At 44.4% G+C, this 12,598-nt stretch carries 16 protein-coding genes; 9 read left to right on the top strand and 7 right to left on the bottom strand.

Annotation, left to right across the window (positions count from 1 at the left end):
* Nucleotides 1-96 precede the first annotated feature (96 nt).
* The 9 genes from EV690_RS14930 to panD all read left to right on the top strand — a co-directional run bounded on the left by EV690_RS14930 (nucleotide 97) and on the right by panD (nucleotide 6,919).
* Nucleotides 97-609 carry a 2'-5' RNA ligase family protein gene (locus tag EV690_RS14930; protein ID WP_131913815.1) on the top strand — a complete coding sequence of 171 codons (513 nt, stop codon included), beginning with the start codon at nucleotides 97-99 and terminating at the stop codon, nucleotides 607-609.
* Nucleotides 610-629: 20 nt separating this feature from the next.
* Complete coding sequence (gene sfsA / locus EV690_RS14925) at nucleotides 630-1,370, top strand: DNA/RNA nuclease SfsA (RefSeq protein WP_396022815.1); 741 nt, start codon at nucleotides 630-632, stop codon at nucleotides 1,368-1,370.
* A 125-nt stretch (nucleotides 1,371-1,495) separates the two neighbouring features.
* A complete protein-coding gene (gene dksA / locus EV690_RS14920; protein WP_131913813.1) occupies nucleotides 1,496-1,942 on the top strand; it encodes an RNA polymerase-binding protein DksA in 447 nt (148 codons plus the stop codon).
* A gap of 38 nt (nucleotides 1,943-1,980) precedes the next feature.
* Nucleotides 1,981-2,856: a tRNA glutamyl-Q(34) synthetase GluQRS gene (gene gluQRS / locus EV690_RS14915; RefSeq protein WP_131913812.1), complete on the top strand. Its 876-nt coding sequence runs from the start codon at nucleotides 1,981-1,983 to the stop codon at nucleotides 2,854-2,856.
* 69 nt (nucleotides 2,857-2,925) lie between these two features.
* Nucleotides 2,926-4,323, top strand: coding sequence for a polynucleotide adenylyltransferase PcnB (gene pcnB, locus EV690_RS14910; protein WP_396022821.1), 1,398 nt, complete (start codon nucleotides 2,926-2,928; stop codon nucleotides 4,321-4,323).
* Nucleotides 4,323-4,829 (top strand): 2-amino-4-hydroxy-6-hydroxymethyldihydropteridine diphosphokinase, encoded by a 507-nt coding sequence (gene folK / locus EV690_RS14905; protein ID WP_131913810.1) that lies wholly within the window; start codon nucleotides 4,323-4,325, stop codon nucleotides 4,827-4,829. The genes pcnB and folK overlap by 1 nt, the downstream gene beginning before the upstream one ends.
* A 31-nt stretch (nucleotides 4,830-4,860) precedes the next feature.
* A complete protein-coding gene (gene panB, locus EV690_RS14900; RefSeq protein WP_131913809.1) occupies nucleotides 4,861-5,658 on the top strand; it encodes a 3-methyl-2-oxobutanoate hydroxymethyltransferase in 798 nt (265 codons plus the stop codon).
* A 5-nt stretch (nucleotides 5,659-5,663) separates the two neighbouring features.
* The gene (gene panC / locus EV690_RS14895; protein WP_131913808.1) at nucleotides 5,664-6,509 is read left to right on the top strand and encodes a pantoate--beta-alanine ligase; all 846 of its coding nucleotides are present in this window, start codon (nucleotides 5,664-5,666) and stop codon (nucleotides 6,507-6,509) included.
* A 29-nt stretch (nucleotides 6,510-6,538) separates the two neighbouring features.
* Nucleotides 6,539-6,919: an aspartate 1-decarboxylase gene (panD, locus tag EV690_RS14890; RefSeq protein WP_131913807.1), complete on the top strand. Its 381-nt coding sequence runs from the start codon at nucleotides 6,539-6,541 to the stop codon at nucleotides 6,917-6,919.
* A 50-nt stretch (nucleotides 6,920-6,969) separates the two neighbouring features.
* Here the strand turns inward: panD and fur are convergent, their stop codons facing one another.
* From fur to EV690_RS14855, 7 genes are all read right to left on the bottom strand, one after another.
* Entirely contained in the window at nucleotides 6,970-7,392 is a 423-nt protein-coding gene (fur, locus tag EV690_RS14885; protein ID WP_224054985.1) for a ferric iron uptake transcriptional regulator, read from the bottom strand.
* A 271-nt stretch (nucleotides 7,393-7,663) separates the two neighbouring features.
* Nucleotides 7,664-8,320: a PadR family transcriptional regulator gene (locus EV690_RS14880; RefSeq protein WP_131913806.1), complete on the bottom strand. Its 657-nt coding sequence runs from the start codon at nucleotides 8,318-8,320 to the stop codon at nucleotides 7,664-7,666.
* 161 nt (nucleotides 8,321-8,481) lie between these two features.
* A complete protein-coding gene (locus EV690_RS14875; protein WP_131913805.1) occupies nucleotides 8,482-9,063 on the bottom strand; it encodes a protein-methionine-sulfoxide reductase heme-binding subunit MsrQ in 582 nt (193 codons plus the stop codon).
* An 11-nt stretch (nucleotides 9,064-9,074) separates the two neighbouring features.
* Nucleotides 9,075-10,073: a protein-methionine-sulfoxide reductase catalytic subunit MsrP gene (gene msrP, locus EV690_RS14870; RefSeq protein ID WP_131913804.1), complete on the bottom strand. Its 999-nt coding sequence runs from the start codon at nucleotides 10,071-10,073 to the stop codon at nucleotides 9,075-9,077.
* 131 nt (nucleotides 10,074-10,204) lie between these two features.
* Entirely contained in the window at nucleotides 10,205-10,891 is a 687-nt protein-coding gene (gene trmB / locus EV690_RS14865) for a tRNA (guanine(46)-N(7))-methyltransferase TrmB (RefSeq protein WP_224054984.1), read from the bottom strand.
* The gene (locus tag EV690_RS14860) at nucleotides 10,875-11,648 is read right to left on the bottom strand and encodes an ABC transporter permease (protein ID WP_131913803.1); all 774 of its coding nucleotides are present in this window, start codon (nucleotides 11,646-11,648) and stop codon (nucleotides 10,875-10,877) included. Before EV690_RS14860 ends, trmB begins: the two co-directional genes overlap by 17 nt.
* Nucleotides 11,645-12,589: an ABC transporter ATP-binding protein gene (locus tag EV690_RS14855; RefSeq protein WP_131913802.1), complete on the bottom strand. Its 945-nt coding sequence runs from the start codon at nucleotides 12,587-12,589 to the stop codon at nucleotides 11,645-11,647. The genes EV690_RS14860 and EV690_RS14855 overlap by 4 nt, the downstream gene beginning before the upstream one ends.
* Nucleotides 12,590-12,598: the final 9 nt, after the last annotated feature.

Here is a 12,598-nt window from a genome sequence, read left to right as displayed (position 1 = left end):
TAATGCACGGCGTTTCATAAAATAAACTTCTGCTTAGTGTATATAAAAGTATTCTAGGGTCAAAACTTACGATACATCAGCTCGAAGGGGAGAAATATGGCACAATCACGTTACTTTTTTGCGATTACAGTCAACCCATCTCACCATCAACAACTGCTCACTCTGCAACAAAAATGGCTAACCTATTTAGTGACAGAAGACTTAGCCCACCATCATGTGCGGTTAATTCCACCTGAGAACTTTCATCTAACCCTACACTTCTTAGGTCCACAAACGACTTATGAGCTACAACAAGCAAAAGAACTCGCTCGTGAGATAAATGTGAATACCTTTATTGTGCAATCGGATGGACTCGGCTACTTCGCTAAAGCAAAGACGGGATACTTAAGCATCCAATGTTGTAAGTCTTTGTATTTATTAGCTCAACAATTAGGCAACTGCGAGCCTTATATCCCACACGTAAGTCTCATTAGAAAACTAACTCAGGCGGCTCTGCCCAATGTCAAGCTCCCGTTACTGAGCTGGCAAGTCAACGGATTTGATCTGTATTGTTCTGTCGGAAATGGCGCCTTATATCAACGGATTGAGCACTTTTCATTGGGCAACTGACAGCACAGCTCTGTTCAGTTATGATATTTTGTCAAATTGAACATGGTGTGCTTGTGAAATTTTCTCCTCCTTTAATCAGTGGAACACTCATTCGCCGCTATAAACGTTTTTTAGCGGATGTTGAACTCGATGATGGCTCAGTCATCACGGCTCATTGTGCGAATACGGGGGCAATGACCGGATGTGCTCAACCTAATTGGCGAGTCTGGCTTCGCGATAGCCAGAATCCTAAACGCAAATGTCGCTACAGCTGGGAACTTGTTGAAAATGAGCAAGGGCAGATGATCTGTATTAATACAGCTCGAGCCAATGAAGTCGTCGCCGAAGCCATCCATAACCAGCAAATACCGGCACTAAATGGGTATGCAACGATCCAAAGAGAAGTGAAATATGGCCAGGAAAACAGTCGTGTTGACTTATTACTTCGCGCAGAAAATCGGCCAGATTGCTACATTGAAGTAAAAAGTGTCACCCTATTAAGCAAAGATGGTCTAGGCTTATTCCCTGATGCAAAGACGAGCCGTGGGCAGAAGCATTTACGCGAATTAACCGCGATCGCACAAACACAGCAGCGCGCTATATTATTATTCGCTGTTATGCACCATGGGATTGAAAAAGTCAGTATTGCCCACCATATAGACCATCTTTATGGTGAGTTACTCAAACACGCAATGGTAGCGGGTGTCGAAGTCATTTGTCAGCGCTTCGACTGTAATCGAGAACAGATCGTAGCAGATTTGCCAGTACCTTTTGCAATATGATGAAACCCAGCAAAACTGCACAATTTCACCGTGTTTCAATTGCGCTAGTAAAAACTTTCTGGTATAGATAGCGGCCATTGGATTTTCGACGGCCAAACGTCGAGGACTAATTTAGGAGAGAAGGCATGCCTGAAGGCAAAAAAAAGACGCTAGGTGTACTTTCTATCGCAGGCGTTGAACCTTATAAGGAACAACCCGGCGAAGAATATATGAACGAACGCCAACTTGAACACTTCCGAACAATTTTGGAAGCGTGGCGGCGTCAGTTACGCGAAGAGGTCGACAGAACTGTCACCCATATGAAGGATGAGGCAGCTAACTTTCCTGATCCGGTTGACCGCGCAGCTCAAGAAGAAGAATTCAGTTTAGAGCTACGAACTCGTGACCGAGAGCGTAAACTGATTAAGAAAATTGAGAAAACTCTGCTGAAAATTGACGAAGATGAATTCGGTTTTTGCGATTCATGTGGTGTCGAAATTGGGATCCGCCGATTAGAAGCACGACCAACAGCTGATTTATGTATCGACTGTAAAACCTTAGCTGAAATTAAAGAAAAACAGATGGCAGGTTAATGGTTGTAGATCAGGCAGCTTTGCTGCCTGGTTAAATTATGACGAACAGTGCATATATTGGACGTTTTGCCCCTTCCCCGTCCGGTCCTCTCCACTTCGGCTCGCTAGTTACGGCTGTTGGCAGTTTTTTGCAAGCCCGACATTATCATGGCCGTTGGCTCGTGCGTATTGAAGATATCGATCCTCCTCGAGAAGTTTCTGGAGCGAGTGATGTTATTTTGCAGCAACTGAATGATTTTGGGCTACATTGGGATGACCAAGTCATCTACCAAAGCCAGCATCTTAATCGCTATCAGCGCCAAATCGATACATGGTTAGCAACTGGCGATGCCTATTATTGTCAATGCACCCGCAAGCAAATTCAAGTTCGTAATGGTGGCATCTATGATGGCCATTGTCGCTTCTTGGCGCTTGAAAACAAGCCAGGGCGTGCCATTCGGTTACATTGTAATGAACCTACGTATGGTTTTATGGATCAACTTCGAGGATGGCAGCCCCTTAAAAAAAATCTTGCTCACGAAGATCTCATTATATTTCGCCGCGACGGTTTATATGCGTATAATTTAGCCGTTGTATTGGATGATATTGATGCCCATGTCAGCGAAATTGTCCGAGGCAGTGACCTGCTAGAGCCAACAGCACGTCAATGTAATCTTTATCGGATGCTCAAACGACGCGAACCGGATTATCTGCACCTACCATTAGCATGTGATAGTACTGGACGCAAATTAAGTAAACAGAATCATGCTCCAGCACTCAGCCAAACGCATATTCTTAAGCAACTCCATGATGCTTTGGCATTTTTAGGGCATCAAGTACCCAATAGCTGGCAGCAACTGCCGCCACCAATATTATTGGCCAAAATGGCCCAAGTCTGGGATAAACGAAATATCCCACCCCATCTGAGCAACTGAGATCGTTTTCATTTGCATCAAGCTGGGCTATATTAGCGACCTATCCGGATAATAGGGGGAGGAATAACTATTTTTCGCCGAATTTTTAAAGCATGCAGTCATATTCTGCAGCAGCACGAAGCCGAACAAAGTGGTCTAGGTAAAACCATCATTCCACGTTCTGAGCATACCATTTCACGTCAGGACATTAGTGACAATGCCTTAAAGGTGTTGTACCGCTTACATAAAGCGGGCTACGAGGCCTACCTAGTCGGTGGGGGTGTACGCGACTTACTACTTGGGAAAAAGCCCAAGGATTTTGATGTCACAACGAATGCCACCCCAGATGAGGTGAAAAAACTATTTCGCAACTGCCGTCTAGTCGGACGCCGATTTAGACTTGCCCATATTTTATTTGGTCGTGAAATTATTGAAGTGGCAACTTTTCGTGGCCATCACGATGAATCAGAAAACGACAATAAACAGCATTTGCAGTCTGATCAGGGAATGCTGCTGCGTGATAACGTTTATGGCTCATTAGATGAAGATGCCGAACGCCGCGATTTTACAATTAATGCCCTCTATTACAATATTGCTGATTTTTCGCTTATTGACTTTGCGAATGGCCTGAAAGACATCCAAGAAAAACGAATCGCACTCATTGGCCCCCCTGATACTCGTTATCATGAAGACCCCGTACGAATGCTTCGAGCCGTGCGGTTTGCCGTGAAACTAGGATTTAATATCAGCCATAGTACGGGTGAACCCATTCATCGTTTATCTGGATTACTGCGCGATATTCCGGCGGCACGATTATTTGAAGAATGCCTAAAAATGTTCTTAGCTGGTGAAGGTAAAAATACCTTCCTTGGACTCAAAGAACATGGGTTACTGATTCCTTTGTTTCCACAACTCAAACCGCTATTAGCCAGTGGTGGCGAACACAGCACAACGCTTGAATTTATCACCGCGGCTCTAGAGAGCACAGACCGGCGCGTTCGCAACGAACAGCGAGTCACCCCTGCGTTTATTTTTGCAGCAATTCTCTATCCGGTACTAGAAATTCGTATTCAAGAGTTACTCACCGAATTGTCACTGCCAAGTACAGATGCTCTGGCAATGGCGATGAACCAAGTACTAGCGACTCAATGTAAGAGTATTGCGATTCCACGGCGCTTTACGAGTGCCATTCGCGAAATTTGGGAATTGCAGGGCCGATTAACAAGGCGTCAAGGTAAACGAGCACAGCGATGCTTCGAACATCCGCGTTTTCGAGCGGCTTATGACTTTTTAGAACTGAGAGCAAAAACCAGTGGTGATAAAGAACTTCTGGATCTCGTGCAATGGTGGACGCAATTTCAAAACGCCAATGACAAAGAACGCTTTAATATGACCAAAGCCCTTGGCAAAGGGACTAGAGCAGCCAGCAAGCGTCGTCGTCCGAAAAAGCGCAAGCCCAATACATCAGCCAATCACCGAGATGTGTGATGAACACTCTTTGTTATATTGCGCTAGGTAGTAATTTAAATGACCCCCGCAGACAATTGGTCAGCGCCCGTCGAGCTCTCAGCGATATTGCTCAAATCCAAGTGATCGCTGTATCAGGGCTTTATGCCAGCAAACCGATGGGACCGCAGGATCAACCTGACTATCTTAATGCGGTCATTGCCATTGAGACCACACTTGAACCACTCGCGCTGTTGGATACAACTCAAGCGATTGAGCAACAACAGGGACGGGTGCGAAAGGCTGAACGTTGGGGCCCCAGAACTCTAGACTTAGATATTCTGCTTTTTGGTCAACAAATACTCGACTTTCCCCGACTATGTGTGCCACATTATGGTCTGCAAGTGCGTGAGTTTGTCGTTTTACCGCTGGCCGAAATCGCGCCATCGTTAGTATTACCCGACGGGGTACACATTGCCAAACTGGCCAAGCAGATAAAACGCAACGGATTATATCGCCGGGAAACAGCACAGCAGTGGACCCATTAAGGTTCATTGTTGATGGTATAGCGGAGGAGACATTGTGGCAATTACCATCACTAAACTGGCTGCGATGAAAGCCGCCGGAGAAAAAATAGCAACACTGACAGCTTATGACTCAAGCTTTGCCCATTTATTTGATGATGCTGGCATCGATGCCCTGTTAATTGGCGATTCCTTAGGGATGGTCGTTCAGGGACATTCATCGACCCTACCCGTCAATGTGGATGATATTGCCTATCACACCCAAGCGGTAGCTCGTGGCTGTAAAAATGCACTCATTCTTGCTGACATGCCTTTTATGTCGATGCCCTCATTAGAAAAGACCTTGCTCAATGCAGCCACATTAATGCGCGCGGGTGCCAACATGGTCAAAATTGAAGGCGGTCAGTGGTTGTGTGAAACGATTCAAGCTTTAGTTGAACGAGCCGTTCCAGTCTGCGTTCATATGGGGCTCACTCCACAATCGGTTCATCTGTTCGGTGGCTACAAAGTTCAGGGGCGTTCGGCCCAACAAGCGGCCGATTTTATCGCCCAGGCCAAAGCCGTCGAAAAAGCTGGTGCTCAACTATTAGTGGTTGAATGTGTGCCCGCCTCTTTAGGTAAAGCCCTCAGTGAAGCATTAACCATTCCAGTAATTGGCATTGGCGCAGGTGCACAGACCGATGGTCAAATCTTAGTCATGCATGACATGCTAGGCATTACTCCTGGTAAACTCCCTAAATTTGCTAAAAATTATATGGCACAAGCCAATAGCATCCCTGACGCTATCGGCCAGTATATACAGGAAGTTCGTCAAGGCTCATTTCCGAGTTCAGAACATATCTTTAACGAATAAATACGATGCAAACGTTTAGCCAAATCGCACCACTTAAAACGCTGATCCGGCAGTATAAAGCTGACCAATTACGCGTAGCGCTAGTCCCAACCATGGGACACCTTCATCCAGGACATTTACACCTGATTGAATATGCCAAACAAATCGCTGACAAAGTTGTTGTTTCTATTTTTGTCAATCCATTGCAATTTGACCGTCCGGAAGATTTGCAAAATTACCCCCGCTCTTTTAAAGCCGATCAGCAAAAGCTTGCTGAAGCTCAAACTGATATTTTGTTTGCTCCTGATGAGCACACCATGTATCCCAATGGCTTAGATAGTCCAGCCACAGTGCATGTCGCCGGCTTAAGTGAAGCCCTTGAAGGCGCACAACGCCCCGGACATTTTCTGGGTGTGACAACCGTTGTTGCCAAGCTATTTCACATTGTTCAGCCAGATGTCGCTTGCTTTGGTGAGAAAGATTTCCAACAGCTTGCGATTATCCGTCGCATGTGTGAAGAGTTAATGTTTCCAATTGAAATCGCGTCTGTGCCGATCGTTCGCCACACAGATGGATTAGCCATGAGTTCTCGCAATAGTTTACTGAGCAAAACGCAGCGGGCTCAGGCGCCCTTATTCGCCCAAACACTACGTTGGGCCGCCCAACAATTAGCCGCTGGTCTTGCTCCTCAGCAAATCAGTCAGATGAGCACACAAAAGCTCAATGAATTAGATTTTAAAACCGATGCTATTGATATTGTAGATGCTGATTCACTAGGACCTTTGAGCCCAGAGAGCCAACGAGCGGTGATTCTCGCTGCAGCCTATCTCGGCGAAATACGACTCATCGATAATTTGGTCGTCAAACTTTAATTGCAAAACTAAGATTTAAGGAGTTATGGATGCAGTTAACTATGCTCAAATCGAAACTACATCGCGCGCGCGTCACTCTGGCAGAGCTGAACTATGAAGGCTCTTGTGCGATTGATAAAGAGTTCTTAGAAGCCGCTGGGATTTTAGAATATCAGGCCATTGATATTTATAACGTGGACAATGGTGAGCGTTTTTCAACCTATGCCATTGCGGCTGAACCGGGTTCCAAAATAATATCCGTCAACGGTGCTGCAGCTCGAAAAGCAGCTGTTGGAGATAAACTGATCATCTGCACCTTTGCCACAATGGATGAAAGTGAGGCAAAAAATCATCACCCTCAAATCATATTATTTGATGAAAATAATACGATGAAAGGTACTAAAGATAGTATTCAGATGCAGATGGCATAACCATCAAGATTGCTTGTCCTCAAACGGGGATAAGCAATCGTTCTCAACGTTTACGTATGCTTTTGACACGCACATTCACCATAAATATAGAGTGTTTGATCGACAATTTTCAGCTGATGAGAAGCAGCGATCTGCTTTAACCGATCAGAGATTATATCATCTTCAAATTCAATCACTTCACCACACTGATTACAGATGAGATGAGCATGCTGACGGTGCAGATTTAATTCAAACATCGCCACTTTGCCATCAAAATAATGACGTTTTAATAATCCAGCTTGAGTAAACTGCTCTAACACCCGATAAACCGTTGCCAATGCAATCGGTTGACTTGAGTTTAAAAAGCTCTGATAAACGAGCTCTGCACTTTGATGGGGATGACTCTGGGCCATAAAGCAGCGTAAAATCGCAAGGCGTGGTAGTGTCACTTTAAGTCCAGCTTGTCGGAGTAATGTCGTTGGATCACTCATCATTTTTCTCTATTACCTTTTTCAATCCAATCATAAAACCTTTAAACACATCCCGAAGCGAAGCAGTGCAAAATTGGATACCTGCGATGTTCGAGCACCATTTCTGAATATAGCTATACCCGAAAAATTAAGATGGCTACGCAAACGAGCTCTTCCCACTATCGATAAAATTTCGTCATGATCAGAGAAGTTAAGCCCCTAAACTGATTTATCCACCGGCTATCCAAAATTGCTTTGCATGTCATTTCGTAGTGCTATCCAACCCTTAACAAGTTCATTTTGGCTCATTTTCTTCATTGAGCTGTTCAAGTTGCTCAGCTGTTTTCGTTAAAATCTCAATGTGGGCAGAAAAATCCATCTGCGACTGTTGATTTAACATCTGTTGACGGAGTGCTTTTTTAATCCGATGCATCGATTCACTCAATTGGTCGTACTGCTGCGTATTTTGTGGTTTGCCAAATTGCGCCAGTCGCTCTTTTAATTTATCGATATAATTGCGCTGTGAGTCAACCTCTTGGCTTCCAAGTTGTGTCAGTTGATAGACTTTTCGTCCACCTTCCCCACCATCTTGCACTTCAATCAACAGTTGGTCTTCAAGTACATTCAAAGTTGGATAAACCACCCCTGCACTCGGCGAATACAAACCAGAACTAGCTTTTTCAATCACTTTCATCAACTCATAGCCATGACAAGGATGATCTTCGATAAACGCTAAGATCATCAACCGCAAATCTCCATGGGCAAACAACCGGCCCAATTTATGGCGACGCCCATGTTTACCTCTGTGGCCACATTCTCGAGTTGAGTCTTCGCAGCACGCTTGATGATGCTGTTCACAGCTTCTTCCCCGGCCACACCCTCGTCCGCCTTTTTTCCTCTGTAAACCGTGACCTCGAGGAGAATCATGATGTCTACCTAGTGTATCTTTCATTTGTTATCCCTTATTTTCGATATATCTAAAAAAAGATATATCTAAATTAGCCTAAGATAAAAAAATGATCAAGTTTAGATATATCGAAAATTAAAAAAGAATAAAAAAGAAGAGCGCCGTAGATGACAAATAGTCCATGAACTACGGCAAAAGATAGCGGATTATGTTCTTTTAATCAGAAACTTACGAACACGAAATGACAATAACACCAAACCGATAGCACCATAGAGCACAGCATCGAAATAACTTGAGCGAACCTGCCAATAGAGATGGACCCAAGCAAGAATAAAAGCCAGATAAATCAATTGATGTAACTGTTGCCAACGTCGGCCAAGTCGTCGCATCCATCCCCGAGTCGAGGTGATTCCCAGAGCAATCAGAATCAGTAACGCTGGCATTCCCACTAAAATATACGGCCGTTTAATGATCTCTTCGCCTAACATCGCTAAATTACCACCGAGAATAAATTGATAGTATGAAAGCAAATGAGCCAATCCATAAAACAGCGCAAATAACCCTAACATACGCCGATGCGGCATCAACCAACGCCATTTTAAATAGCGAACAAGAGGGGACACAGCCAAAGTGATCAATAAAAATCGCATCGCCCAGAAACCAGTTGCAAGCAAAATAGCTTTCGCCGGATCCCCACCCAAGGTCTGATAAACAGCACCATAAACCAGCTGAGCAAACGGAATCAGCGCAACAACAAAAATAGTCCAGCGTCTTAGCCGCACAGGCATATTGAAATCCTTCAAAAGTTTTTCCGCAGATCCATCCCTTTGTACAAACTCGCGACCTGCTCATATCCATTAAACATGCGAGTTGGAATAATATTAGGGTGAAATAATCCGGATGGTAAACGACGCTCTTCTTTCTGACTCCAACGCGGATGATCAACATGAGGATTTACATTGGCATAAAAACCATACTCATTGGGAGCAATTTGTTGCCAAGTATTCAAAGGTTGTTGTTCGACAAGTTCGATTTTAACAATGGATTTGGCACTTTTAAAACCGTATTTCCAAGGAACCACCAATCGCAATGGGGCTCCGCTTTGATTTAACAGATTTTTACCATACAACCCGACTGCTATTAGTGTTAACGGATGCATCGCTTCATCCATTCGTAACCCTTCAACATACGGCCAATTGATCGTACTGAAAGCACTATCTTGCCCGGGCATCTGCTTCGGACGATACACGCTGGTAAATTTCACATATTTGGCTCGGCTGGTTGGTTCAAACCGTTTGAGTAATTTATGCAAAGGAAAGCCAATCCAAGGTAAAACCATCGACCAAGCTTCCACACAGCGCAATCGATAAATGCGCTCTTCTAAATCGATATTTTTCAATAACTCGTCTAAATCGTAATGCCCTGGTTTGTTCACTTCGCCGGCAATTTCAACCTTCCATGGAAATGGCTGGAAGTTCCCACTATTTTTAGACGGATCATCTTTGTTATAACCAAACTCATAAAAATTATTGTATGTAGTTGCAATATTATAAGGTGTTAACGCCTCTTTAATCGGCTGCGTGTTGGCACGGGAAGCAAGGATTTTTTGTTTGAGCCAATTGGGCACTGACTGGGTAAATGAACCAGCATTATTTTCTGGTTTAGCCATTGCAACCGAAGGCAACAAAGCACTCAACCCAAGGACCATTCCGCCTTTCATAAAGGAGCGGCGTGCCTGATAGATAGCTTCAGGGGTAACATCAGACTCAGTCAGCTGATCTCGCTTCTTGATAACCATATAAACTCCTCAAGTTGTGAATTGCGCACAGGAGGTGGAATGCAACAACTTTGTTAGCTATTCGTTTAATTATGGTTAATCATTGCAAGCTTATAGAAAAAAATAAAGCCCTTCATTGAAGGGCTTTATTTTTATAGGGATGGCTTCAGTTGCGCACTTAATTGCCAAAGTGTCTGGCCACTAGCCTGATACTTGCGCTCAAACGGCGTCAATGGGGTTTCACTCTCAAATTGCTTGATTTGTGCTCCGATGCCATAACAGTTAAGCGCAGCGGCACATTCCTGAACATACAACGCCCAGTTACTGCGAACAGTTAACTCCCCTCCCAAGGCGACTAAAAATGGAAACGCATTGCAAGCATACCAACGCCTCTGCAGATGAGCCGGTTTTGGCCATGGTGTCGGATACAACAAGAAATGCTTGGCCAGTTTAAATTGATGCTGATTCAGTAATTTCCACAGATCAAACAGATCTGCCCGTAATAATAGATAATTGTCCTGTGTATTAGCATAAGCATGGTGCTTATCCAGACGAACACCTGATTTATCCACCCCAATCACCCAAGCATCTGGATGCATTTGAGCAATGCTTGCTGTACTTTGCCCTACCCCACAACATGAGTCGAGGATGATAGGCCGCTGAGGTTTATCTGCAAGCCAATGCTGTAAAGCGGCAAAAGCAGCCTGGCTATGTGCAGCTACAGGTCGCATAGAAACTGACTGCCGATGACGATTCACCACCTCCAGCAGTCGATTGTGGATCCCCAGCTGTGGTGAAGTCACCCTTTTGGAGCACATTTGATTAGCTTCGAAGTCCATAACCACGCTTAATTAATAGATGAGCCCAAATATATAAGCCAACGACAAAGGCTGATAACACACCAAAGGAAAACCATAATGACACATCTTTTATGCCTAAGAACCCGAACCGAAAAGCACTGACCATATAAACCACCGGATTAAAATGGGACACACCTCGCCAGAAATCAGGTAACAGCGTAATAGAGTAGAAGACGCCGCCTAGATAGGTCAGAGGTGTCAGCACAAAAGTTGGGACAATACTGATGTCATCAAACGACTGGGCATAAATAGCATTAATCAATCCCCCCAACGAAAAAACCGCCGAGGTAAATAATACGGTCGTAACAACAACGACCAAACTGTGGACATGAAATGGCACAAAAAACAGTGAAACCAAACTCACCAGCAGTCCCACACATAAACCACGAGCCATACCTCCGCCGACAAAACCTAAAATAATCACATAATTAGGAATCGGAGCCACTAACATTTCTTCAATGTTGCGCTGAAATTTAGCACTAAAAAAAGAAGAGGCGACATTCGAATAGGAGTTGGTAATGACCGCCATCATAATCAGGCCGGGGACGATAAACTGCATATAACCAACACCAGCCATCACACCGACGCGACTGCCGATAATGTTACCGAAAATAACAAAATACAACGTCATGGTAATGGCCGGTGGTACAATCGTCTGAACCCAAATTCGCGTGAAGCGGTGCACTTCCTTGGTTATGATACTTTGAAAAGCGATCCAATATGTTCTCGCGTTCATGATTTGCTCCTGCCGTTTTCAACCATCGTGACAAATAACTCTTCTAAGCGGTTTGCTTTGTTTCGCATACTAGCAACGCTAACGCCTTGTTCACTGAGTTGGGTAAAAACACTATTAAGATTCCCTTCCTTACTGAGCGTAACTTCCAGAGTGGTGCTATTGATCATATGGCTGTCAACACCAGTCAGTTCAGGAGCAAAACTAGGTTTAGCCAGATCGAGAATAAAAGTCTCTTTGGTCAATTGCCCAAGCAACTCTCGCATCGTGGTGTTCTCAATCAAAACCCCATTATCGATAATTCCAATATGCCGACATAGCATCTCGGCTTCTTCAAGATAGTGAGTCGTGAGAATAATTGTCGTTCCCTGCTCATTAAGTTCACGCAAGAAATCCCACATAGAGCGGCGCAATTCAATATCCACCCCTGCGGTGGGTTCATCGAGAATCAACAACTTTGGCTCATGCATCAGCGCTCGCGCAATCATCAATCGACGCTTCATTCCACCTGAAAGATTACGGGCACGCTGATCACGTTTTTCCCATAAACCCAGTCGCGATAGATGCTCTTTAGCTCGTTCATTGGCGACGTCTTTTGTCACGCCGTAGTAACCGGCCTGCTGTACAACTATTTGTTTAACCGTTTCGAATTGATTAAAGTTGAATTCTTGCGGCACAAGACCAACCTGAGATTTGGCTAACTCCAGTTGATTATCCAAATCATAACCAAAAATTTGAACCCGACCGGAAGACTTATTAACCAATGAGGTAATGATACCTATCGTTGTTGATTTGCCAGCACCATTCGGTCCCAGCAAGGCATAGAAGTCGCCTTTTTTGACAGTTAAGGTCAAGCCTTTGAGAGCCTCGACACCGCCCTTATATATTTTTTTTAGCGACTCAATTTCCAAAGCCTGTGGTTCGTGCTCCACTGGACTATTCATAAAGCTCCT

The sequence above is a fragment of the Celerinatantimonas diazotrophica genome, from assembly GCF_004339545.1.
GTDB lineage: Bacteria > Pseudomonadota > Gammaproteobacteria > Enterobacterales > Celerinatantimonadaceae > Celerinatantimonas > Celerinatantimonas diazotrophica.
This window is presented reverse-complemented; position numbering and strand designations above follow the sequence as displayed.